Source organism: Acinetobacter sp. WCHAc010052 (assembly GCF_002165295.2).
GTDB classification, from domain to species: Bacteria; Pseudomonadota; Gammaproteobacteria; order Pseudomonadales; family Moraxellaceae; genus Acinetobacter; species Acinetobacter chinensis.
Genome location: NZ_CP032143.1, coordinates 1,754,813 through 1,780,403, shown reverse-complemented (window position 1 = coordinate 1,780,403; position 25,591 = coordinate 1,754,813). Strand labels below are relative to the sequence as shown.

Sequence of the window (25,591 nt, the reverse complement as noted above, 5' to 3'; positions counted from 1 at the left end):
TTTTGGGATTATCCTTGTAGATATATGTAGATAGGATTCGGAGGTTCGCTACCAAACAGTTTTTTATCTCTTTCTTTCCCCCATTTTTTACAGCGATTATTTATATCATTCCTGAAACTATGATAAAATTTTCGGAAAAGAAGATTATTGTTTAATAAGGAAGATTTCCATTTATAAAATCTTAAATCTACAATTTTTACGAATAAAATCATGTATCTCCAAAACTCTAAACTATCTTCTGTAGATAGCATTTTATTAAACCAATATTTAGACCAGATATTTCTTTCATACATATATAAAGATGCTATGTATGCCTCTCCGATTATTCCTTTATAGTTTATGTATTTATCAAAGATATCTGCAGAAACAGAGTTTTCATCTAAACACCCAGCTACTAAAATTCCTCTAGCAATTTGAGATGGTTCTACACAATTTATTTTCTGATTAATATATTCATAAATAATTTTTTCATTATTATTTACTATTGCAGCAAGCACATGATTATATATTTGTTGATCTGATAGTGCCTTATCTAGTAGTTCGAATCGATATGCATCTAAATCTCGATTTGAACTCCCCCAAATTGACATCTGTTTAAGCGGAATTTTTTCATGGCCGATTGTTATATTGGTAAAAGATTCACTATTACTTATTTTGTTCCAAAGCACTTGAGCCTTTTGAGCATCATCCTCAGAATAAGTATAGGCTAGTAGTAAAATAAAGTTATAAAATTTAGGTATATGAGAGCTTTCTATTTTAGAAAAAGTAGTAAACCATTCATCTTTCAATTCTAGAGTTGAATTTGCTATGTGAGCAAATGCTTTTGGTAACATACCATTTAGGATTAGATCAGCACCTTTTGTTTTCAAATAACTTATATATTTGTCAAAATCCTGATTTTGATTTTCATGTCTTTTTTCAAAATCCTCTCCAGACTCTGAAAGCGATTTTAGATTTTTCTCAAAGTTAACATTATCTTCTCTTCTGTCAACTGAAAATAATGAAGTAATGTTTCGTTTTAATGATAAATTTTCGATAATTTCTAAATCTGGAAAATCAATATTATTATTAGCAATAACTTTAAAGATAGAATCGATAGAAAGGGCTATTTTTCGTAACCCTGTAACTGAAAGATACTCACTTGCATTTCCATAAATATTAGGATTTATATGTGCCACAGCAGTTTCTTCATCTACTAGATTACCTTTTGCAGATAGTAACCATAATAATGAGCCATAAAACAATTTATTGTCGTTAGTATCAGCATTTAAACCTGACCAATTTATCTTTATGAAATCATTTAATAATTCTATATTATCGTAAATACTTATTGCTCTAAACACTTGTGTTCTTATAAAGGAATTATCACTACTTAAATGTTCTTTTAAAATAAGTTTATATTTTTCAGTTAGAGGAATTTCTTTGGTATTGGCGTAATAAAGCACATTCAAAAGTTGATGTTCTTGTAATTTACTATCAAGAATTTGATCAAACTCTTCATTTGTTAGTGATTCCATAATTTCGATAAGATCGATAAATACATTATCCTCTTTATTGAAATCCATCAGAATTTCAATTTGTTGAATTGGTTTAATAAATGGTAGGATTTGCATAATTGAGAACTGATTTACAAAGTTTTTATCATTTTCACTTAGTTCATCAAATATTTCTGAGTCTTTATTAAGTTTATGGAAGTCAAATAATTTATCAAAATGTTCTTTTGTAAATAAAAGATTATGTTGATCTATATTGATTATTCCACATCGTAAAGGATATTTAGTTCTACACAAAATATCAGTAATTAATTCTCGATATTTTGATACAACTTCATTTGGCCTAAAGCGTGCTAGACCAGTTTGAATATCATGTAGTGTAAGACTTTCTGAAGTCTGATGTAAATTATTCCAAATTTGGCTAACATCTATTTCCTCACATCTTTGAACAGTTTTAATAATATTTTCGGGCTCAAATGATTCAGGATCACATGGATCAGTAGAACAATAGCCCTCTATTCTTCTCCATCCTCCGAAGGATTCATCAGTTCTAAGTTGCTTAGCAAGACCTTCTGCAAATTTTGCATCACAGGATTCTCCGGTTGCATAAAGTATTCTTATATAAGCCCATTGCGCCACACTTGAATTACCTGAAGAATTCAATATTCTTGCTTCATTTAATAATTGCACCCTTGTATTCTTCCAATCAACAAGGTTGTATCTTATTAAGCTAATAAAGTCTTTGTGTGGGGAGCTATAACTTGAATTTAAACTACAGCCAAAGCTCCATTTAGTAAATTCAGGCGCAAAATTGGCTAAAGGTTTTCCTGCTAAGATATGGAATGCCGTAATAACTAATTTATCAATATCTTTTTCATTTTCAGTTAATTGAGAAATTAATCCTTTTTCAACTGATGATAGTTTGTTTAATTTTTCTGAAATTTCGGCCGTATTCTTTTCAAGCGCATTTAAGCGATCTTTATCATCTTTTTTTGAAAAATGTGAAAGTTTTTTTTCAGGCGATAATGAATAATATTGCAACCATTTCTTTATCTGCTCTTCGATACATGGCCAAGATTGAGAAGTAGAAGAAATACAAATAATCGACTTTTCAACCCAATTAAAATTTGGTTGATTGCCACCATTCAAACATAATTCTCCCAAAATATTTATAAAATCAGAGATTTTCCTTTCAACAATCGTAGAAAAATAACCAAGGTATGATTCATCGGTATTTTGTAGAGAAACAAAACATGAAACTAAAGCGGTAAGAGCCTCTCTAGAGTAATAATTAGGCTCAAATATCAATATTGTAAGACTAGAAATAATAATATCTGAGGTTTTATCTAATGCATTTATCGGCTCAATAATTTTAGCCAAACCATCGTCCAAATTTTTACCGTTTCGCTTCATTCTATTTAATTGAAGAACGATTTCTAACCCTAATGAAAAACATAAACCTTCATCTCTTAATTTATATGAATTAAGATCATCTTCGATGACTTCAAAAAAACGGCCTTCAGCAACAGCGTTGAGATTTCCTTTAAAATAATTCAGATCATCTTTTTCATCCTTGACTAACCTATTTATAATTTCCTGTGCATGAGTCTGAAGACTTATTAAAAATTCAGAATATGTTATTTCTTCATATCTCTCAGATTCCATCTGCCTAATGTGTTCTAATAATATTCTATTGACATCTAACTCATCAATATTTTGAATTTTCTGTTTATCGAATAAACTGATAGTAATATTTAACAATCTGGGATTTAATAAAGAGTTTGCTACGCTAGTTGTCAGTGTAGTGGGGTTAATTTCTTTTTGGAGCAAAATCTCATTTCTTTCTTCTTCAGACCAGTCCATTACAGTTACTATTTTATAATCACCTGTAAATTTTCTCTTCACTTTTTCATTAAAGAAGGTCGTTCTTGATGTAACTAGAATTTTAACTTTTTTATTCTTAAATAAATGATAAATTGTATCGATAATTCTATACCAGTCTACATCTGGTTTCTAGTTTATTCCATCAATAGCGATTAAGAGATTAATATTATTTTCATCTGAATCATTTCTCCACTTTTTGAATCTATCTTCCCATTTGGTAACAGTAATTTGATTCTCTTCATCATTTGTTTGTTCAATAATTTTTTTTATTAAAAAAGATTCTATATCACTTTTACCTAATTGACTAAAATCTTGAGCAGGCAGAAAAATATATAAGGGTTTATCTTCAAGAAGTAACCAACTTTGTGCAGTAACCCATGATTTACCAACACCCTCTTTTCCTAATATAAAATTAATATCTTCTGTAAATAAATTATGATGAATTTTATTAATTAGATGCTCACGAGGTAACAATTTTGGTAGATTGGGGTCATTAGGGGCTAAAGGTTGACCAAGACTGTATTTTGCCACTCTATTATTAGAAAATGATTCTAATAACCATTCTTGGTTATTTTTTAATAGAAGCCTTAGTTCATATAGTTCTAGGTCTTCTTTTGTACCAAAAACATGACATTCAAAAAAAATGTTGATGTAATCAAAATCTAGTGTTTCAAGATTCTCTGCACCAAAATCATTATGCGTTTCATTATGAATAATTATTGCTTTTGCAATTTTTGGAGAATCGTCTTGATGATAAGTGAAAATGAGTGAGCCAGAAATTCCTTCAAAATTCTTATTTTTCTCCACTAAATTTGGGTTTGAATTTAAATGACGATAAAAAATCATTGATCCAAAATATTTAGGCTTATCTAAATCTAAATTAATCCAATCTTTATCCTTTTCATTAAAGCCCCTTGCAATATAAGATTCGGTATAAATTTCTTCATTGATGATTAATTTATCAGTAGCCCTTTCATTAACCTCAAGAATCGTAAGATCTTTATTTTTATCATAAAATATTTTATTAATGTTCAGTTTTTCTTGAGTTCCCTCCTGTAATAAATGGATGTTTTCTATAGTAAATTCTTTGAGACATGTTCTACAACATCCATCTATTTTATCCTTGTACAGGTCACAATTATCCTTTTGATCACAAATACTATGCTTAGAAGTTATAACAAATGATTTTGCTTCATCATATGATAAAAAAAGGTACCCTGTAGATTCCGAATTTAGGGTCACAACTTTGATTAAACTCTCATTATTCATAGTATATTCAATCAGATAAATGTTCGATAAAATTTAATAGCTCTATAAGCTTATGAAGCTATAACTCAAGAGCTCTTCACTTTTTGAAAAAAATTACTTTGCTGAAGTGCTGAACTTCTTCGATCACCGTGATCAATCAACCAATCAATAATTTTTAAGAATTTTTGTCGTAACTCTATTGGCATAGATTGTTCCTTATCTATAAAAATTTGGATAAGGCTAGATATCCTTTGATATACTTCCTCATTCCAATTCAGTTGCTCATCTAATGATAGTAGTTCTAAGATTTGATCGGCATAAATATTTGATGGATAATTTTGGATTGATCGCTCACACAATTTCAAGAATAGGTGAATAACATATTCAGTCCAACCTACCGCTCGGACATACTTATCAACTACAGGTAAGATTATATCAATTTCAGACCAATCCCCATTCACAAACCTGCTGGCTAAAGGTGCATTTTGATTTAATGATACAAATATCAGCGATTTTGCAATCTTAGGTAAATCAAAGCCTGAAATTTGTCCTGCTCTATAACTTTTTTTATCAAAACACGATGCTTTTAAAAAACGATCCAAACATAAATCTAAAACATCTAATGCATTGTCAGGAATTTTTTGTGCATCATAAATATAACGACAAATATAATTCTCAATAAACGGATAAAGCAACTCCCAACAAGCATCTGTTTTAAGATTAAGAATTGGCATAAGGAATTGTGATTTGATTTCTTCTGTAGGAAATATTCCAACAACTCTAGCTAAGGCACTAGATAAGCTATGATTCCATTCATAAATAATATCTTTATCATCAAAACTCTGATTCTCTTCGAGCCAAGAAGGTTCTTGTTTTTCTATAGTCCATTCTAAGCAACTTCTTAAAAAATCGAGAATATAGGTTTGAGAGGTATCATGAAGTAATCTCTCAGGCAGTAAATGAATAACTTTTCCTGAGAAATCATAATCCCATTGAGTATCTGATTTTACCCACTTTGAATCATCTTTATCATCGTAGTACCATTGATTATAGGATTCAGCAATCTTTCTCTCTCTTTCTTTATTACTTTGCAATGTTTCTTCGTCTAGTTCCATCCAAGGAGCATCAGGTATAGGTAATGAACACCAGTCATCTTCGGATTTAAAATAGTTGTTTAGATGTTCATATAACTGTTTTAACTCTTGTTGAGCTTCTGGATATTTATCTGATCGATAGATTTGATATTTTAAATGATTTTTACATAAAGCAAATGCAAAATGAATTGCAGACCAAACAAGTTTAGGCTGTATATCAAATAATTTAAAATATTCTTTTAGGGCCGCTAATGAAATTTCATGAGATGGGCTCGCTACAATATTTAGAAGATTACTGAAAGTTAAATCATTCATAGTGCCATGAATAATTTCATTCACTAAAGCCTGTGCAAGAAATTTCTTCGGATGAAAAGTTAAGGAAGCTTGTGGACATTCTACTTCATAAGAGCTATATGGTAATTGGACTACTTGATTTAAAATATCACGAGCCCATTCTAATTCACTTTCTGTACAATCAGCTCTAAAGACTAAGATCATGGTTGCTAATGCACTAAAAGCGTTTTGTTTCATTCTTCTAATTACATATGAGTCATCATCTATATCGCAAGTATCAAGAAATAAGCTTTCTTCTTCTATATTTTTTAAAAATTCACCGACTGATTCTAACGTATATGTATTTTGAATTTCTTGAGCTATTAATGATTGTTCCGCCCAATAAGCAATTTGAGAGAAAATAAAAAAATTATTTTTTTCTTTATGTTCTTGGGAGTTAGCTTGCTCTTGATAGTGAGGATAATTAAAGCTAAAACTAATTTGATTTTCAAGCTCTTGATAAGAATAATTCTTAGCATTACCGTATTCAGCGTAAAAATCAGCCCGTCCCTCTAAAAATTTAATGATGGATTCATCTATCTTCTCATGCTTAAAATTAAAAGGAAGATCAGCTTTGAAATTAGATAACTTATCTTTTGTTAGTTCACGAAATTCAGGGTTGATAAAGTAATTTCGTAGTAAAAACTCTAAATTTAATTTATGACCTTCTCTATTGTAGTTGTGTCTGACAGCGTTAATATCTTTTTGATATTTTGGCTCACCTTGAAGAGAAATTAAAGTTGTACTAGGTTCCTGTAAGTCTTGTTGGAAACGATACTTATCTAATTCTAATACTTTAAAATTGGTAACAACTGGAAATATAGCATTAGAAACAACTTGCTTATTTAGAGCTAAAACACTGACTATACCAAGAATTGCAACTGACTCATTTCCTGATGTAATTCTATGAATGAGTTCATCAAAATCTCGCCCTTGCTCTAGTTGTTCAAAGCACCAGTTTTCTAAGACCATATAGGCCGATGAAATTGCATTATTTATCCAAACAGGTTTTTTCCAGATATATTGCTTTTCATTACCCCAAAATTTTTGCATTCCCCAAGGAAATTCAATGAAAGTTGGTATAGGTACTTGTCCAGAAAGTTCACATAGTTGTTTCCACGCTTGAATAGCATGGTTAGATAGGTCACGTATGAGCTGTAATCCATTCTCTTCTGAATGATTCAATAGTGAAAAAAATGGCTCTTTTAGAGGTGAGCTAGGATAAAAGTGTCTAGATTCATATTTAATTGATAAGTTTTCCCAATCATGAATCTGAATCTGTTGATATGGTGCTTGATGAAAATATAATCCTCGACGATCAATTTTCAATTGTTGTTCTTTGGTTCTTTCTTTTACTGGTATAGCCATTAACTTTTTAAAGTATTGATTGGTTCTCTGATATTCCGATTCTTCACGTTCTATATGTGCTTTAGGCAGTTCATCTAATAAAAATTTTAGCGTTAGATCCGCAAGTAATTGTGGATGATGTTGTGAAATAACAGAGGAAGCACCTACTATATGTGTATAAATTTCTCTAGATACTTCACTTTGTGAAAGTAAAAAATTTAGATATCTTTCCATATAGGATGGATTTGATTGAATTGAAACCAAAATTAAATTAATTAGCCCCAACTTGAAATCTTTTAAGTTAACTATTTGTCCCCAATCGCTAGATCTTTCTTCTTGAGAAATTTCTAAAAGCCAATAAGTTGATACATCCAAAAGCATTTTAGACATTTGATTTGAGGGTATATGAATACCTACATATTGCCAGACTTCAAAAATTTTTAATATTTGAGGATATACTTTGGGAGAAATGCTTGGGGTTAATTTAAAAATATACTCTAGAAGTGTTTGCCATAATGAAGCATCAGATGGCCAAGGATATTGAATAGCCATATCTAATTTATCAGACTGTATTAAGAATACCGGATTTGCTTTAGTCTTCTCTGCTTGAAACCATGTCAATAATTTATTAAAAAGATCAAAATCATTTTCGAGTAAGACTTGTGTATATCCACTACTCAACTCAATAAATTTCGGATGTCCTATTGGTCCAATTATCCATGCTCTTAACCATTGTGATCTGAGTTGTTGAAATTTTGGATTCGCTAAATGACTTACCCACTGATCATCAATAAACTCTCGTTGAGCAAGTAATTCTACAACCCTACTTATATAAGGAGGTTGTCCAAAGCTTTCTATTTTATTTAACCAGTTTTGTTCTTCTTCTAAAAGAAGATAAAGTAATGACCACTCATAAAATATGTCATGTGTAAAATCAACAGCAGAACTTTTAGAGTTTACATGGATGATATCATCTATCACCAAGCTATCTAAAGTATCGATAGGCTGAATCTCTCTACGTTTGACACTATTGCTAAGGTTTATAGATTTAAGTTCAGAAAGCCTTTTAAAAAAATCCTGTCGATTGTAAGTAGATTGACCAGTTTCATTAAATCCGCCTCGTTTCCACCAAGCATCTACTAATTCTAGTTCTGACTCAGGTTCAAAATTATTAGTTTTTAAGCTTGTTACAACTTTCGTAAAAAATGGGCGTCTAATGATTTCTTTGACTTTACTATAACTAAATAATAACTGCTGAATACTTGGAATTTTTTGAGCTAATGCATAACATTCATCATCATTTAAAAGTTCTACGTTAATAGTTTGGATATTAATATTCTTTAAAAGAGCACCGATCCACACTTTTAATGGTTCAAGCCCTGTATCTCTTAAAGTGGTAACGATTTTCCAATTGGCTAAATCATCATTATTAAAAATTGAACGAATTAAGTCTTCAATAATTGGTTTACTGTTTTCACTAACTCTGTCTATACCATCAATAAAGACAATTGGAATTCCCCCAGTAGCTTCTAAACTGATTAGCCACTCTGAAATTGAAAAACTCGGCAGTCCAACTCTAGATAGATATTCTAACCAATTATTACTTCCTGTAAGTTGATCTGATTTAATAAATAAAAATGGTGAATTATTAGCTTTTGACTCAGCGATTTGTCTTAATAGAACTGATTTACCTGTACCTGACAAACCAGTAATTTGTATAAATCTGCCTGAATTTAGTTTATCTTCAAACTCTTTATGTAATATAGGTCTAGATAACTCTACTCCATCAATCATCTTCGAAACTAATTCCAAACTTTGTTGACTAATATCTTTAATTTTTTGTACTTCTGGAATATATAGTCTTTGATCAAAAACCTTGCATTCAAAAAAATCATTGATTTCACTGAAATTTAAAGTATCAAGGCTTTCTGCTCCAATATCATTATGATTTTCATTATGAATAATAAGTGCTTTTGCTGTCGGGTACTTTTCATGATTTGTAAAAACTACAGAGCCTGAAATCCCATCAAAATTATCTTCTTTTTCTATTAAGTTGGGGATTGGGTTTGAATGTAAATTGTAATATATAAGTGTATCAATAACTCTCGGCGTATCAAAGACTAAGCTAGTCACTCCTGATTCTAAACTATTAAAACCAAAAGTTACGTAGCTGTCACTACTACTTTTTCCATTTATGATTAGTTTATCAATAGCACGATCAATTACACTTACAATTACTAAATCTTTTGTTTTCTCATAATAGATTTTTTCTATTTGAAGGGTAGCATTGTCATTGTTTTTTAAAAATTTAATATCTTTTATATCAAATTCTTTAGAACAGGCTCTGCAACATTCATCCACTTTTCTTTGGTATAAGTCACAGCTTTTTTTTTGGTCACAAATGCTATGTTTAGATGTAATAACAAAAGACTTCTCATCATCAAATGACTTGAAAAAATATCCACTGGAGTTATCTGTCAGTGTGTGAACTTGTATTAGGTTATTTGTATTCATAGCAAAGTGTATTCACGCCATTAGTTGGATATGATTCATTAATACTAAAACCTAGTTTTTTAAAATCATTAATTTTTTCCAATAGACTAGGATTATTTGAGCTTAAATGAATAGTTGGGGTGTTATCTAAATTGAGTATTCTGGCTAATGTAATATTATTAGGGTGATGATGCTTTTCATTGTTTGCACACAATATATAGTCTGTCTTTCCCAAAAAACTTAATGATTCAATATTTGTATTTCGCTCACTTCCATGATGAGATATTTTTACCACATCAAATTGATGATTATTAAAACCTAAAATAGTCAACCCTTCAATCACATCTTCAGCATGAGCATCCCCTAAAAAAAGCCCAGAGAAAGATCCGCATTGAATGACTAATCCTATACTTGATTTATTAGTAATAGATGGATCTTTTACGAAAACATCTTGACCAGATTGAATTTTTTGTAAAGCCTCCTCAGGCTTTATTTCTTCAGTTTTCGAACTTGAGATTTGCTTTTGCCTTCTCTTTTTTTCTTCTCTTTCTTTTTGAACATTGGCATCATTTAGCATGCATTCTAGGGCTTCAGCCGTTGGCGTTATCGCAGTTAACGTAATATCATTAATTATTAATGGACTAGAATCTCTTGTTAAACATAGAGTTTTAATTCCTCGTTCTGCCAATAATCTTTGCTTAAGAGCATTATCTTGGTTATATGAAATTTGTTTTTGTGAGTTTTGTATAATGTCAGGAATATCTTGAAGACTATTAAAAACAATAGTGTTAATTTTGATAGAAGTATCGAGCAAAAATTCAAATCCACCAATGTGGTCATCATCATTATGAGTGACTATCGCTATATCAATAACACTATTTTCACCTAAAATCTTTTCTATATTAGCTAGTACATCTCTACGAGCTTTGAATGATTTTGGACCACAATCGATCAAAATTTTTGAATGATCGAAATCAAGAAGAAGACAATCTCCATGAGTCGCATCTATTACATGAATTTTTAACATTTAATACTTATGTAAAATGATGATTTATAAATATTTTATATATTTATATTAAAAATGGAATCATTTTTTAAAGCAAGTTCATGAAGTTGTTTTCAATATGTTTAAAATATATCAATTAACTATTTGTTTTATATTAATTAATTGTGAAAATAATTATAAACTAAACTTTATATAAACATAAGTTAAATAGAATATCCAAGACTGTAGCCTACACAACCTCAATTTTGGCACGGATTCACCATAAGACTGTCACTTTAATACCAAACCTTAAAGCATCTAGAAGTTAGATTGATCTTAACGAATACCTTCCTGAAAATAAGGATATAAAATGTTAGATCAGAAATTAAAGGAATTTCGCGAAAAGTTGGTATTAGATCATTTCGCAGATGAAGTTAAACAGGATTTTGATGCTGTTCTGTCCACTTTTCCACACCCTCATTATGAACTGATTGCTACAGGTGCAGTACATGATGGGCGTGATGATGTTTTAAACTATCATCGTTCATCACGTAAAGCATTCCCAGATCAGCATCATGAGCTGATTGCATTAAGGCATACAGACGATGCTGTAATCTGTGAGTTCTGGTTATTAGGAACACATAATGGCTATTTGGGTTCTGTTCCACCTACGGGAAATTCATTTCGCGTGCGTATGTGTGCATTTTTCATTTTTGAAGGTGAAGAGCTGGTTTGTGAACGCATCTATTTCGATACTTTAAGTATCATTAAGCAGCTGTTTAAAGGTTTTAATTTTAAAACACCAAAAGGAATTCTTCAGTTTTATAAAGCAGCTACAGGACTTTTACATGATATGAAAGATCTTAGTAAAGTGACTAAAGTGAAACTCTAACGGTGAAAGGAAAATTAGAAATGACCAGTACTTTAAAAAATTTGGGAATGAAGGAAGTTCTTGATTTTGATAATACCCGTAATGCTTCCTCTCCTATTGCACGGTTGGAAAATGTGCGGGCGGCAGCTATAAAATTCAGAGAGAAAATAATGCAACAGCCTGATGTGCAATATTATCAGACTGTAGATCTCGTGCGAGCCCCCTACCCAACCTGGTATGGCTATACTGGTGTATTTGCACAGAAATCACTGACATTTCCATTTCTTCATCTTTTAAACAGACTGTTTATAATTCAGTATAAGGATTTTAATGATCAGCTCAAAGTTATTTTATTTTCACCTACAGATGTTGAAAACAACCGTAAAACTCCTTTTTTTGAACGGTTGGCTGGTTCATTACCTGAAAGTGCTTCAAAAGTATTTGCACCGCAATATACTTCTGTTGAAAAAACATTGAAAAAGCTAAAAATAAAACCTGAACAGATTGATTATATCAGCTATGACCATTTACATACGCAGGAACTGAGGAAGTGGCTGGGAAGTGATCATCAACCCGCATATTTCCCCAATGCGAAACTGATTGTGCATGAAAAAGAATGGAATTGTGTTCAGGGATTATTGCCTGTCCAGTCTGACTGGTACTGCCCCAATGCTACAGTTGGTGTAGATCCTGCAAAAATAATCACGTTCAGGAAGAGTTTAGCTTTAGGTCATGGAATTGCCTTGGTACATACACCTGGACATACCGAAGGCAATCACTCACTGGTTGTTAAGGTAAATGATCAGGTTTTTGTTTCTTCAGAAAATGGCATCAGCCTGGATGCATATGAGCCGAAGAGTTCTAAAATTAAAGCAATTCGTGAATATGCTGAGAATACAGGAGTTGAAGTCATTCTCAATGGCAATACTCAGGAAGGCAGTAACGATCAATACATTTCGATGGTCATGGAAAAGACTATTGCTGGACCATTACACAGTAATCCTGCATTTCCTTCTTGTGCCTGCAGCAGTGAATCTACACCGTACTGGTTATTTCCTGGGCTTAAACAAACTGAAATTCTTGGTGCGTTGAAGTTTGGTAAATTGATTCATTTAAAAAGTTGATAAGTAAATTGTTTAAATAGTTTTCTGTTGTTTTACATACTTCCCTTAGTCGTCTGTAATTTTAAATTCAGGCGACATTTTTTTAATTGATCACTGTTATGAGCAAATAACTTACTCATAAGTCCGATATTCTTTCGGGGTTTTACCTGTCCATCGTTTAAAAGCTCTCTGAAAAGCACTTTGTTCAGAGAATCCCAGCAAAAATGCAATTTCAACCAGGCTCAGTCCTGGATTTCTGACATAGCTGATTGCCAGATTCTGGCGGATGTCATCTACCAGACTTCGGAAATTCATATCATGCCGATTTAACTCAGTTTTAAGTTCTTCTGAATTAAAGCCGATGCTTCTGGCAACTTCTTCCAGTGTCACACCACCTAACTGAAACGATTCGATAATAGTTTTACGTGCAATTGCAAGCCATGAGGGTTCTAGTTGATTTCCCAGTTGCTTCAATAATTGCTGCCTTAAATCATTCATAACTGCATATATGGATGCATCGGAACTGGGGACAGTTAAATTAAGAAAATCCTGATGAAATCCAATAGCTGTGTGCTCTGCTTCAAAATACAGTGGGCATTGAAATAAAGCCTCATACTCTGAAATATCTTCCGGTTGACTATGTTGAAAAGATACCCATAGTGGACTCAAATCACTGCGGTTAAATAAGTGTCGGGATAATGTCACATACGATGCCTGGTGTAGTTCATCCTGTAATTTCCCTAATTTCTGCCCATCAGCAAGATTACTTTTCCAGTAACGGATGTACTGATTTCCTTTGTGTTCAAGGATGTTACTGCCTGCATCAATAGTCAGTGCTGAAAAGCGAATATTCTGCTGTAAAATTTCTTTAGCATTTGAACATGTCATCAAGGCAAAGCCATGTGGTCCAAGATGCCCTGTTGTGACCAGCTGCCCCAAGGTAATTCCAAGGTTTGCATGCTGAAATCTGGTCTGTAATAAGTGACAAGCCTGATTAAAAATTTGAAAATCAATACGATTACTGGGCTGATCAAAGTGGGACTTATCTAAATTAATTTTCTGTAAAAAAAGCTCAATAGAATAATTTATTCGATTTAAATAATCAAATAACAGACGCATATAATGCGCAGCAACTGTATGTTTTTTTGATGAAATTTCCATTTTTACCATTTCAAAAAGATTCCTTCACTCACCTTATTTCATCATTTTTAAAACTGATGTCAATGAATTCTTCATTCAGTCAATATCAATTTCTACGGGCATTCTATATTGACCAAAGCACTCATCTTGAATGCAAATCTCATCTATCTGATTGACACTATTAATTAAAGGATTAAACCATGAATATCAATGATTTTATTTTAAATAAATTACCTGCTGCATTAAATGTTGATGCTACCGATGGTGTGGAATGTGTGATTCAACTGCAACTTTCTGTGCCCTACGTTATCCAGATCAATGATAGTCACTGTGACATTCAGCAAGCAGAAAATGCGGATGCGGATGTGGTACTGACAGCATCAGATGAAGTTTTTATCGAATTATTAACAGGAAAAATTGCGGGTGCAATGGCTTTCATGAGTGGGAAGTTAAAAATTGATGGTGACATCATGCTTGCTAAAGAAATCAGTGATTATTTTGATGCATCTAAATTAGCTTAAATCATCCTCAAAGCTGTCAGAGGAAAATGAATTTCTCTGACAAATATACTTCTCAAAAAGGAAATTAAAATGAGTAAAGATCTGGGACCGGTTTGTCAGAATGGCTATATTGTTAAAGACATTGAAACGGCCATTAGCGAGTGGTTAAAGCTGGGTGTTGGTCCATGGTTTTATATGGAAAATGCCATGCTGGATAATTTTAAATATAAAGGTCAACCGTACAATATTGAAATGAAAGTTGCCCTGGCAAACTCAGGTGATTTACAGATTGAACTGATTCAGCAGACTAATGATGTACCGTCCATGTATCATGACTTTTTAAATTCGGGGCGTGAAGGTCTACAGCACATCGCATATTGGACTGAAAACTATGACGAGATGTATCAGCACCTGCTCAGCCAGGGACTGGAAGTTGTTCATGAAGGACAGATAGGTGGTCCTCAGGGGCGGATGGCTTACTTTGATGCAGAACACCTCATTGGTACTGCTTTAGAAATTTCTGAACTGGCCGGTAGTAAAAAACAGATTTTTGAATATATTAAAAAAGCATCCATTGGCTGGAACGGTTCAAAACCGATTCGTAAGCTTTGATTCGGATCTGGAGTGATAATGAAATCTATCTTATCTGGTGAAAATGGTGCTGTTTTAGGTGAGCTTGAAAAACCACAGGTTATGAGCGGTCATGTAGTGGTCAAAGTAAAAGCCTGTGCACTTAACCGAGCTGATCTAAATATGCTGACAGGTGGAACTCATGGTTTTGTTGGGGGGCTTGGGTTTCCTGTTGGTGTTGAATGGGCAGGTGAAATTATTGAAGTGGGTGAAAACGTCACAGAGTGGTCTGTCGGTGAGCGGGTAATGGGAGCAGGTCCAGGTGCGTTTTCAGAGTATACGCTTGCCAATGCTCAATGGATCTACCCTGTTCCAGGAAATCTGACAGATGAACAGGCGGCAGCTTTACCTGTTGCATTACAAACCGTACATGACGCTATTGTTTCAAATGGACAATTACAAGCTGAACAGACCGTTTTAGTCGTTGGTGCCAGTTCAGCTGTAGGTTTAATGGCAATGCAGGTTGCGCGTTACTTGGGTGCGAAACGGGTTATTGGAACATCTACTCATGCTGAAAAACTGATGAAATTATCAGAATATGGTGCAGATGCCGTTGTAAACACCAAGGATGAAGACTGGGCGAAACAAGTACTCAAATTGACAAAGCGTAAAGGTGTAGATCTCGTAATCGACTTTCTGGCTGGACCTTTATTCAACCAGACCATGTCTGTAACTAAAATCGCAGGTACTGTCGTCAACGTTGGTCGTATGGCAGGTGAAGTTGGTGAAATTGATTTTGATCAGCATTCCATGCGCAGGATTAATTATAAAGGTGTCAGTTTTCGTACCCGAAATCCAGATGAAATCCGAGATGTCATTCAGAAAGCCTCTGCCGAGCTGGTACCAGCTTTGGAAAGTAATCACATCAGCATTCCTATAGATGCCGTGTATCCCTTCGAACAGTTCAATGATGCATTTTCAAGAATGAAGGAAAACCGTCATTTTGGAAAAATTATTCTTAAGCTCTGATTGATTCAAAAATATGCTGTGTTTTAACCAGATACGGCATATTTACACGGGAAAATTTATGAAAATATATCATTTAAATTGTGGAACACTCTGCCCACTTTGTGCAAAGCTGATTAATGGGCATGGCACATTTATAGAACCAGGGAGACTGATCTGTCACTGTCTGTTAATTGAACATCAGAATAAATTAATGATGGTGGATACAGGAATAGGCTTAAAAGATATTCAACAACCTGATCAGAGATTAGGCAAATTTTTTCAAAAAAGCTTTAAACCGAAACTGGCTGTTCAGGAAACTGCATTTGAACAGATCAAAATGCTTGGATATAAGCCTGAAGATGTTACGGATCTGTTTCCGACACATCTGGATCTGGATCACGCAGGTGGCTTTTCTGACTTTCCACAGGCAAAGGTGCATATTTATAAACCTGAACTTGATCAGATCTTATATCCATCATTTAAAGATAAAATACGATTCCGTAAAAATCAGTTTATCCCCTCACCCCATTGGAAAACTTATGAACAGACGGATTCTGTCTGGTTTGGACTGGAAGCAATTTCGCTGAAAAATCAACTCGGAATAAATCTTTTCATGATTCCTTTGACTGGTCATACCAAAGGACATACAGGTATTGCAATTCAACAGGATTCAGGTAAATGGTTGCTGCATTGTGGTGATGCTTATTATCACCATAGCCAGCTGGATGCAGATAATCGAATGCCTTCAGGTCTCAGGCTTTTTGAAAAATTAGTTCAGGCGGTTCCAGCACAAAGGATAAAAAGCCTGAATACACTGAAACAACTCAAAAGGAAGCATAGTGATGAAATTGAATTTTTCTGTGCACATGATCCGGTCGAATTAAACAGATATCAGGATTGACTCAACATTTTTATTCATAAGGAATAATGAATATGTTCAGATGGGGAATATTTATCTTATTAATGGGGATCAGTTTTTCCAGCAGTGCGCAGGATATCAGTGGTGTCTGGAAAACCGTGGATGATAAATCAGGAAATCCTAAAGGATTGATTGAAATTAAAAGCACAGCGAACAACACGTATACAGGAACAATTATTAAGCTGTTCCCTCTGCAGGGTGTCACTGTCGTGGATATATGTCAGAACTGCCCTGCACCATACACCAATCAACCCATGCTTGGTATGCAGGTGCTCACACAGTTGAAATATATACCTGAGACAGACAGTTATGATGGGGGAAAAATTCTTGATCCAAGAGCGGGAAAAATATATAGCGCAAAAGTCAAATTACAAAATAATGGTAAACATTTACGGATACGTGGGTATATCGGAATGAGTTCATTAGGTCGTAATCAGATATGGATTCGGCAAAATTAAACAAAATGCCATGGATGGCACTGATTCACCATTAGATTGGCACATTTATACCATTCAGGCACACATTGATTGATTAAAAATAATACTTCAAACGCAAAAACACAGTAAGTACAAAACATTAAAAAGGATTTTAAAATGAAAAAACATATCATTGCTCTTTGTATAGCAGGATCTGTTTCGGGTGCTGTTCATGCTGCTGCACTTGATCGTTCAGGACAGTCAATTGCACCTTTTCTACAAAAGGGGAATTATTTCGAAGCCGGTATCTCAGTGCTGGATGCATCATTGAGTGGAAAAATGAATGACAACTTCAGTAAAGGAAATTATTCACAAGCGGCAGGAAGAGATACTGGTGATATTGCAAACAGTTATTACACCCCATCTTTTGCACTGAAACTGCAGCTTACAGATCAGTTTTCTATAGGATTTATATATGATCAGCCTTTTGGAGCAGATGCCGCTTATCCTAACAAAGCGTTTTCAGCATATTCTGATGGAAATGAGAGTACCGAAGCAACGGTAAGCACACAGAATTTAAGTACGGTTATTGGTTTTCAACCTGATGAACACTGGAATATTTATGCAGGTCCTGTATTACAGACTGTGAAAGGTGAAGCTTCACTCAGAGGAGCCGGATATACCTGGGCGAAATATGATCTGGATGCTAAAGAAACAACAGGTACTGGTTGGCTTGCTGGACTTGCCTATTCTATCCCAGACATTGCCTTAAAAGCATCGCTGACCTATCGCTCTGAAATTGATCATGATATGAACATGACTGAATCTTTGAGCATCCTTCATCCTTTGGCAGGAAGAGTCGATCTGGGAACTTCAACTGAAAAATCAACTATTACGACGCCACAATCCATCAATCTTGATTTTCAAACAGGTGTAATGGAAAAGACTGTTGCATTTGCGAATGTCCGTTGGGTTGAATGGTCAAAATATAAAATTTCACCTGCCAAACTTTATAATTTCACTGAGCAATCAACAGGTGCCGGTGTGGACCTTGCAGCATATTATGATGATCAGATCTCTGCAAACATTGGTATAGGCAGACAATTCAATCCAAAACTGTCTGGTTCCTTTTCTGTAGGCTGGGACAGCGGGGCTGGAAATCTGGTTTCAACTCTGGGACCATCTGAGGGTTACTGGAGTTTAGGATTAGGAGCTAAATTTGCACCTGCACCAAACTATGACATTGCTTTAGGTGTTAAATACTTCATGCTTGGCGATGCAAAAGCACAATCAGGTTTTGATTTTGGAACGGCAAAGTATGATGCTGTATATAAAGACAATGATGCATGGGGTTATGGTCTGAAAATTGGCTATCATTTTTAATATTTAACTTCCGTTTTAAAATGTTTAAGGCGATCAAATGATCGCCTTTTTACTTTCAGTCAGTGGATCATGAGTGCCAGTTGTTCCTGCTTCCATTGCTTGGGTGGTAACCCGTACCATCGCTTGAAAGCTTTAGTAAAATTGGAAACATCGTTATAACCCAACTGATCTGCAAGCTCAACCAGACTGATTTGCTTATGCAGTAAATAATCTTTCGCAACCTCTGCACGGGATGCTGAAAGCAGCACATCATATGTAGTATGGTGTTCAGCCAGTTTTCTAAAAAAAGTACGTCTGGATAAATGCAGTTGCTCAGCCATTCCTTCAGCAGTTAAAGGTTGATGTAAATTCTGGAGAATAATTAATTTTAATTTGATTAACCAGTTTTCACCCTGCTGAGCAAAAATCCCCTTTTCTGCTTCACACATTTTTATAGCCTTTTGAAATGCGGGATAATCCGCACCTGGCAATTTTTCATTCAAAATATCAGAATTGAAGGAAATAACACATCTATCTTTCCCCCAGCGAATCGGCGCATTTAAAAATTTAAACTTATCAGCATATGCCGGTTTTTCATAATCAAGTTCAATTTTTAGCTGAGGAAGTTCACGTTCAAGTAAATCCGTTAAAATACGAATAATTGAAAGACATAATGCTTCCTGCGTATAGTAATAATTCAGACCTAAGGGTATTTTTTTACCGAACTGAATATAAATTCTACCGTTTTTAAATATAGATTCAAAATGAATTGTTGGATCAATTAAAGTGCTGTATCGCTGGCAGATCTCAAATACATCCATAAAAGTAGGTGCAGACATTAATGCAATGCCATACGAACCAAAATGCGATAATCGGATATGCTGACTGAATGCAATGGAAATTGCTGGATCTTTGCTTAACAGCAATGCATTACTGACAATCATTGCAATCTGATTTAATGTAAAAAATGTATCAATATTATCCAGTTCATCTGCATGAATGCCTGTATTACTCAGGATGGCTTCTGTACGAAATCCACGTGCAACACACATTCGAACAAATGCAGCAGGCAAATGCACAGGAATAATAGGTGCAGACATACTTTTGTCTTCAAAATCCATTTTAAAACTCCTATAGAAATAATTATTTCAATTTATCTCATCTATCCATTGAAACTATAGGCACTTTCATCATAGCAAATTTGACACCGTTGTACATTTTTTTGGCACTTTTTTACCAAAATAAAATAGCTGTTTCCTTAATAGTAATCCTGTAAATACAAATTAAGGAAGATGATTCATGATTCATAATAAACAGGCTGTATTTATTACAGGTGCAGGTTCTGGTATAGGACTGGCGACAACACAAAAATTTTTAAATGAAGGTTTTTTTGTATTCGGTTCAGTGATTGATGAACAGGAGAAGGAGAAAGTTAATAAAACTTTCCGTCATGATTTTTTACCAATAATCATGAACATTACTCAGGAATCTGAAATTTTAAAGACTTTTGAAACAGTACAAAAAAACATAGATGGCATGACATTCCGTGCCCTGATAAATATAGCAGGTGTAATCTATAACGGGCCTTTGATGGATGTCACACAGAGCCAGTTTGAGCACATACTTGCAGTAAATACTGTGGGTGTGCATATGATGGCTAAAACGTTTTTGCCATTATTACAAAGCAAAAATAAACAACGGAATAAAATCATTAATATCAGTTCACAAAGTGGTTTACGAACTTTACCTTTTACAGGGATCTATTCAGCAAGTAAATTTGCTTTGGAAGCACTCTCCAATGCAATGCGTCATGAATATTCAGTCTTTGGTATAGATACCTGTTTAATTGAACCTGGGCAGATACAGACTCCAATGGCAGAAAAAATAATAGAAAATGTTCAGAAAAAACCCAATCATCCAATCTATATCGAACCCATGCGGATTTTTTCGGAACGAACTATTGCTTCATTTTCTACAGGCATTCCAATGCAAAAAATTGTAGATACTATTTTCACTGCATTTAATTCAGCACAGCCAAAATTTAGAAATGAGGTTCACAGTGATTTTATTCGTGATGCCATTATCTTTAGAAAACTACCTATAAAACTACAAAATGCTTTAATTAAACGAACTTTAAAACTCTACCCTGCATGAAATTATTAAAAAGGAAATTAAGTTATGGACTCAGCATTTATTACAGTTGGTATGCCAGTTGCACTAATTATTATCATGATGGGGTTAGGCTTCGAAGTAACAGTTCAGGATTTTAAACGTATAAAAAATAATCCAAGGAATATCATTATTGCATTGTTCTGTCAGTTGGTTTTACTTATCAGTATTGCATTTTGTCTCGCGAATATATTCAGACTTGAACCACTTTTAGCTGTTGGATTAATGATCTTAGCTGCATCTCCAGGTGGTAGTACCGCTAATTTATTCAGTTATATTTTCAAGGGAGATATTGCTTTAAATATTACTTTAACAGCATTTAATTCTGTCATTGCGGCATTTACATTACCACTAGTCGCAACATTATCGTTGTCATATTTTATGCATGACAGTACTGCAGTAGCGGTGCAACTGGATAAACTCATTCAGGTTTTCTTACTTATTCTACTACCTTTAGCAACTGGTATGTTAATCCGCGCAAAGAAACCAGATTTCGCAAAAAAAATGGAAAGTTTCGTTAAATATTTTTCTGTAACTTTTCTTGTAGTGATCTGCATAGGTGCATTATTTAAGGAAAAAGCCAATATTGCAGGACATTTTTCTCAGGTAGGTGTCGTGTGTGCTTTGTTCTGTGCAATCAGTCTGGCAATGGGATATTTTGTTCCTAAAATATTTAAAATGAATGAAGCAGAAGCCCGTGCATGTGCATTTGAAATTGGGATTCACAACAGCGCTGTGGCATTAACAGTGGCAATTTCAGTGTTGGGTAGCACAACAATTGCAATTCCTGCTGCTGTTTATTCGGTTATTATGATTTTCTTTGCTTTTGCTGTTGGTTTTATTTTTAAAATGAAAGATAAGAAAACTGTTTTGAGAAAAATCAGTATCAATTAAAATCCAGTCTGATTGAGGGCTATTTTGATTATAAATTATATAGAAAGAGACTGCTTTATAAGACAGTCTCTTTCTTATTTTGAATGAAAACTATCAACATCTAATTTTAGATACTCAATTGATTTCTGTGTTTTATCAGCATACATCCCCATAAACTTATAATTTTTATACTCGAAGATAAATGTATGATGTTTCACTCAGACTAACAAAAATCATTTGTAATTATGAGTTTAAGTGTCTTTCTGGGTTACTCTTATTGAATCAGAAGTAAATAGTTAATCATTTAATAAGATTAAGGAAATTTTTGTATCGTTTAAAATAGCCGACAAAAGAAATGATCAGGAGTTACCTTATGTTCGGTTTATCACTTGGGCACATTGCGTTATTTGCACTGGTTCTGGTTTTATTGTTCGGGACATCAAAATTAAAGAATCTGGGTAAAGACCTGGGGGGCGTACTTAAGGATTTTAAGGCATCCATACAGGATGATTCGAAGGATGAGGTAACACAGAAGCCTCGATCTGAAAGTAACGATCACCTCTCCTGATCCAGGTCGTACTACTACTATGTTCAATGTTGGTTTATTTGAGTTTATTTTCTTCGTCAGTTTCGCTTTGATTTTTTTAGGTCCTGAAAAACTGTTAGAGCTTTTAAAAACTGTATATCAGTTCTATCAAAAAATTAGAGCTATGTTACAGAGCTTTCAAAGCGATATGGAACGTGAGCTGAAACTGAATGAATTACAGCAGACACTTGAGTCTGAAATTAATAAAGTGAAAGATCTGGAAAAAATACTGAGTCAGAAAATTTACACAGATTTATCTTCTGATGCACCAGTCCATATCAGTTTGCCCTACAACAGTCTAGGAAAAATAGAAAAAATTATTCCCCTGAAACAGGTCGATCATTCTGCTGCTTATCCATTAAGTTATGCAGCTTTGAATGATTACATTCTGCATATCCCCTCTCATTTTACTGGATATATTCATTCATGATCTCTCATGACCAGCCAACCGCTGTTGTACATCTGCTGGGGCATCTGACCATATTGCGAAAATGTCTGATTCAGATGGTTCTGCTGTTGGCAGTGGTTTTTCTATGTCTGTTGCTCTTTGCACAGACACTTTATCAGTTGTTTGCCCAGCCGCTCTTATATGCTTTACCTGCAGACAGCCAGATGATTGCAACCGATATTACTGCAACATTTACAGCCCCTTTTAAATTAACTTTATTTATTGCTTTTTTGATCTGTCTTCCATTTTTACTTTGGCGAATCTGGCGTTTTATTGTACCTGCACTGTATCTTCAGGAAAAAAAGCTGATTTTACTGTTGTCATGTTCGAGCGTGATTTTATTTTATTTCGGTATTATTTTCTGCCGTTATATTGTTCTGCCATCTGTACTGTTCTTTTTTATACATATTGCTCCTGATGCAGTTTTGCCTATGACAGATATCAGCAGCTATTTAAGTTTTTGCTTAAAGTTATTTTTTACTTTTGGATTATGTTTTGAAATTCCAGTTCTGATTACGGTGTTATTGCTTTCTGGAACAGTCACTGTAGAGCAACTGGTGGAAAAACGGAAATTTATTATAGTCGGCTGTTTTTTTGTATCAATGTTTATTACCCCACCCGACCTACTCAGTATGTTACTGCTGGCTGTACCGATGTGGGGGCTGTTTGAACTTGGTTTAGTGATCGGGCAATTTATGAATGGCTATACAGAACATCCAACTGAATAAAAGCCTGAATCCTGTACGATAAAAAGCCCGAACTGATCGGGCTTTTTTTAAAGTCAGATTAATTAAACAGCAAAACGTTTCTGCAAACCGATCACAAAATGGTCGAGTATAAAGCCGATAAAGCCAATAATTAAGATAATTGAAAGCAGCTCTGTGTAATCGAGTCGGTCGCGTGCATCCAGAATAAAATAGCCCAGACCCGAGCTTACTCCCAGCATTTCACTGGGTACAAGTACAATCCAGACAATTCCTATTGCCAGACGTAAACCCACCAGTACCTGCCCAAGAACACTTGGCCATATAATTTTCTGCAAAATTTCACGTGGTGTTGCATCAAGACTGTAAGCAAGCTTCAATAACTGAGGATCAACCTTTTTTACTCCATTTGCTGTATTCAGAATAATTGGCCAGACAGCCGCAAAGGCCAGTAAAAAATAAACAGGTTTATCTCCAACTCCCAGGATCATGACTGCAATCGGCATCCAGGATAATGGGGAAATCATGCGTAAAAACTGAAAAATCTGTGAGCTGAAGGCATCTGCTTTCTGGTTCTGTCCAATCAGAAGCCCTACAGGAATCCCGATCAGCAGTGCAATCCCCAGCCCAACCAGTACACGTTTGATGCTCATCCAGATATGGATATAGGTCTCACTGTCCTGAATGAGTACGGAAAACTTCATCAGGGTTGCATTTAAAGTAAACTGCTGAAAAAAACCTTCAGGGATATATGTTCCTGCAATAAACCACAGGCAAAAAAAACCGAAAAGTCCTGCCAGTCCATAGCTATGGTATTTCCAGTCGGGCATCATCACTTTATTCATAACTGGAATACCTCCTGACGGGTAAACGATTCTGTGAGACCAAAGGCTTTCATCCCGCCTGATTTTTGAATTGCTTTTCTGACAAAACGGTCATCGACCAGCTGGCGTGCGGCTACCGTTGGATTCAGTTTTTTTAAAAATGCGGGATTACCTTCAACCTGTGTATGACGCATACGTTTGATCAGCTCAACTGTATAGCTTTCAAATGGAAAGGGTTGAAAGTCAATGCGGTGTTCCTGCCATGCGGCATGCTTAATCGCACCCGTACTCACATAAAACTTATGTCGGGATGAGTCAGGGTTAACGACCTGCGCAATTACAGCATGAATGTGGGGGGTTAATCGTGGTTTATGTTCCCTTGAAATCAGCCTGGTGACCTCAGCTCGATGGCTACGACACCAGAGTTGAGCCTCAACAATGCCATTCACTACTTTCTGAGACCACTCAGGATGTTGCTGTAGATCTTTCTCATGCATGTAAACCACACAGCAGGCATGTTTTTTCCAGACATCACCTGTGAACCTCAATATCTTCCCAATTTTCAGATGCTCTGCAATTGCATTAAACGGTTCAGCCACCAGGTAACCTGAGATCTGCTTACTGAGTAATGCCGGCGGCATATCTGAAGGTGGCAGTACAATCAGTCCAACCTCATTGTCCGCCAGTTTCCCCTTTTGTTTTGTGACAATTTTCAGACCTGCATTACGCAGCATTTCCTGCAGCACAACATTGTGAACAGAATACCAGAAAGGTATTGCAACCTGCTTGCCACCCAGATCATTTAGACTGTCTATGTTTCTAGCAACGGTCAGTGCCGAACCGCCAACATGGTTCCATGCCACAATTTTTGCAGGGAAATGACTACCGAAACGTGTCCATACAGCCATGGGTGATAATAGATGAATGACGTTTACACTGCCTGATAAAAAAGCTTCCACCAGTTGTGCCCAGCTCCGGAATAAAACGGGTGGATCAACTTCCAACCCCTGTTTTTCAAATAACTTATTCTGATAGGCGACCAGTAATGGTGTTGCATCTGTAATAGGAATGTAGCCAATTCTAACCCGTTTGATCTGTGTATTTTCCGGCTTTGTCTGTGCCAGGCTTGCCTGTATGGGCAAGGTGGCAGTCCCGGTGAAAAGTCCCATCAATTTAAGAAAATCACGACGGGAATGATTGATATCGTCATCACACATATCT

At 34.7% G+C, this 25,591-nt stretch carries 21 protein-coding genes; 13 read left to right on the top strand and 8 right to left on the bottom strand.

The window, feature by feature from the left end:
* Window positions 1–8: 8 nt before the first annotated feature.
* The 4 genes from CDG61_RS08845 to CDG61_RS08830 all read right to left on the bottom strand — a co-directional run bounded on the left by CDG61_RS08845 (window position 9) and on the right by CDG61_RS08830 (window position 10,919).
* Complete coding sequence (locus CDG61_RS08845; protein ID WP_087550030.1) at window positions 9–3,356, bottom strand: hypothetical protein; 3,348 nt, start codon at window positions 3,354–3,356, stop codon at window positions 9–11.
* 150 nt (window positions 3,357–3,506) lie between these two features.
* On the bottom strand, window positions 3,507–4,646 hold the full coding sequence (locus CDG61_RS08840) for a hypothetical protein (RefSeq protein WP_087550031.1): 1,140 nt from the start codon (window positions 4,644–4,646) through the stop codon (window positions 3,507–3,509).
* Window positions 4,647–4,711: 65 nt separating this feature from the next.
* Entirely contained in the window at window positions 4,712–9,913 is a 5,202-nt protein-coding gene (locus CDG61_RS08835; protein ID WP_228199632.1) for an ATP-binding protein, read from the bottom strand.
* On the bottom strand, window positions 9,900–10,919 hold the full coding sequence (locus CDG61_RS08830) for a ComEC/Rec2 family competence protein (RefSeq protein WP_087550032.1): 1,020 nt from the start codon (window positions 10,917–10,919) through the stop codon (window positions 9,900–9,902). Before CDG61_RS08830 ends, CDG61_RS08835 begins: the two co-directional genes overlap by 14 nt.
* Window positions 10,920–11,247: 328 nt before the next feature.
* Here CDG61_RS08830 and CDG61_RS08825 point away from each other — a divergent pair, with 328 nt between their 5' ends.
* Together CDG61_RS08825 and CDG61_RS08820 are read left to right on the top strand one after the other, a co-directional pair.
* A complete protein-coding gene (locus CDG61_RS08825) occupies window positions 11,248–11,769 on the top strand; it encodes an ester cyclase (protein WP_087550033.1) in 522 nt (173 codons plus the stop codon).
* Window positions 11,770–11,789: 20 nt separating this feature from the next.
* Entirely contained in the window at window positions 11,790–12,872 is a 1,083-nt protein-coding gene (locus CDG61_RS08820) for a hypothetical protein (RefSeq protein WP_087550034.1), read from the top strand.
* Window positions 12,873–12,983: 111 nt separating this feature from the next.
* Here CDG61_RS08820 and CDG61_RS08815 read toward each other — a convergent pair whose 3' ends face one another.
* Entirely contained in the window at window positions 12,984–14,012 is a 1,029-nt protein-coding gene (locus tag CDG61_RS08815) for an AraC family transcriptional regulator (RefSeq protein WP_171405588.1), read from the bottom strand.
* A 179-nt stretch (window positions 14,013–14,191) separates the two neighbouring features.
* Here CDG61_RS08815 and CDG61_RS08810 point away from each other — a divergent pair, with 179 nt between their 5' ends.
* The 6 genes from CDG61_RS08810 to CDG61_RS08785 all read left to right on the top strand — a co-directional run bounded on the left by CDG61_RS08810 (window position 14,192) and on the right by CDG61_RS08785 (window position 18,787).
* The gene (locus CDG61_RS08810; protein WP_087550036.1) at window positions 14,192–14,512 is read left to right on the top strand and encodes an SCP2 sterol-binding domain-containing protein; all 321 of its coding nucleotides are present in this window, start codon (window positions 14,192–14,194) and stop codon (window positions 14,510–14,512) included.
* Window positions 14,513–14,581: 69 nt separating this feature from the next.
* A complete protein-coding gene (locus tag CDG61_RS08805) occupies window positions 14,582–15,103 on the top strand; it encodes a VOC family protein (RefSeq protein ID WP_087550037.1) in 522 nt (173 codons plus the stop codon).
* Between the two features lie 18 nt (window positions 15,104–15,121).
* On the top strand, window positions 15,122–16,090 hold the full coding sequence (locus tag CDG61_RS08800; protein WP_087550038.1) for a quinone oxidoreductase family protein: 969 nt from the start codon (window positions 15,122–15,124) through the stop codon (window positions 16,088–16,090).
* Between the two features lie 58 nt (window positions 16,091–16,148).
* Window positions 16,149–16,970 carry an MBL fold metallo-hydrolase gene (locus tag CDG61_RS08795; RefSeq protein WP_087550039.1) on the top strand — a complete coding sequence of 274 codons (822 nt, stop codon included), beginning with the start codon at window positions 16,149–16,151 and terminating at the stop codon, window positions 16,968–16,970.
* 26 nt (window positions 16,971–16,996) lie between these two features.
* Window positions 16,997–17,446: a DUF2147 domain-containing protein gene (locus CDG61_RS08790; RefSeq protein WP_087550040.1), complete on the top strand. Its 450-nt coding sequence runs from the start codon at window positions 16,997–16,999 to the stop codon at window positions 17,444–17,446.
* Window positions 17,447–17,581: 135 nt separating this feature from the next.
* Window positions 17,582–18,787 carry an OmpP1/FadL family transporter gene (locus tag CDG61_RS08785; protein WP_087550041.1) on the top strand — a complete coding sequence of 402 codons (1,206 nt, stop codon included), beginning with the start codon at window positions 17,582–17,584 and terminating at the stop codon, window positions 18,785–18,787.
* A 59-nt stretch (window positions 18,788–18,846) separates the two neighbouring features.
* Here CDG61_RS08785 and CDG61_RS08780 read toward each other — a convergent pair whose 3' ends face one another.
* On the bottom strand, window positions 18,847–19,887 hold the full coding sequence (locus tag CDG61_RS08780; protein ID WP_087550042.1) for an AraC family transcriptional regulator: 1,041 nt from the start codon (window positions 19,885–19,887) through the stop codon (window positions 18,847–18,849).
* A gap of 178 nt (window positions 19,888–20,065) precedes the next feature.
* On the opposite strand from CDG61_RS08780, the gene CDG61_RS08775 reads away from it, so the two are divergent.
* From CDG61_RS08775 to tatC, 5 genes are all read left to right on the top strand, one after another.
* A complete protein-coding gene (locus CDG61_RS08775; protein WP_087550043.1) occupies window positions 20,066–20,920 on the top strand; it encodes an SDR family NAD(P)-dependent oxidoreductase in 855 nt (284 codons plus the stop codon).
* A gap of 24 nt (window positions 20,921–20,944) precedes the next feature.
* Window positions 20,945–21,829, top strand: a complete 885-nt coding sequence (locus CDG61_RS08770; RefSeq protein ID WP_087550044.1) for a bile acid:sodium symporter family protein — start codon at window positions 20,945–20,947, stop codon at window positions 21,827–21,829.
* Between the two features lie 352 nt (window positions 21,830–22,181).
* The gene (locus CDG61_RS08765; RefSeq protein ID WP_087550045.1) at window positions 22,182–22,376 is read left to right on the top strand and encodes a twin-arginine translocase TatA/TatE family subunit; all 195 of its coding nucleotides are present in this window, start codon (window positions 22,182–22,184) and stop codon (window positions 22,374–22,376) included.
* Window positions 22,377–22,542: 166 nt separating this feature from the next.
* Entirely contained in the window at window positions 22,543–22,824 is a 282-nt protein-coding gene (locus CDG61_RS08760) for a hypothetical protein (protein ID WP_147387781.1), read from the top strand.
* The gene (gene tatC, locus CDG61_RS08755; protein WP_087550047.1) at window positions 22,821–23,570 is read left to right on the top strand and encodes a twin-arginine translocase subunit TatC; all 750 of its coding nucleotides are present in this window, start codon (window positions 22,821–22,823) and stop codon (window positions 23,568–23,570) included. The genes CDG61_RS08760 and tatC overlap by 4 nt, the downstream gene beginning before the upstream one ends.
* Before the next feature lie 62 nt (window positions 23,571–23,632).
* Here tatC and CDG61_RS08750 read toward each other — a convergent pair whose 3' ends face one another.
* A complete protein-coding gene (locus CDG61_RS08750; protein ID WP_228199631.1) occupies window positions 23,633–24,391 on the bottom strand; it encodes an ABC transporter permease in 759 nt (252 codons plus the stop codon).
* Window positions 24,388–25,587, bottom strand: a complete 1,200-nt coding sequence (locus tag CDG61_RS08745) for an ABC transporter substrate-binding protein (RefSeq protein ID WP_087550048.1) — start codon at window positions 25,585–25,587, stop codon at window positions 24,388–24,390. Before CDG61_RS08745 ends, CDG61_RS08750 begins: the two co-directional genes overlap by 4 nt.
* Between the last annotated feature and the right edge of the window lie 4 nt (window positions 25,588–25,591).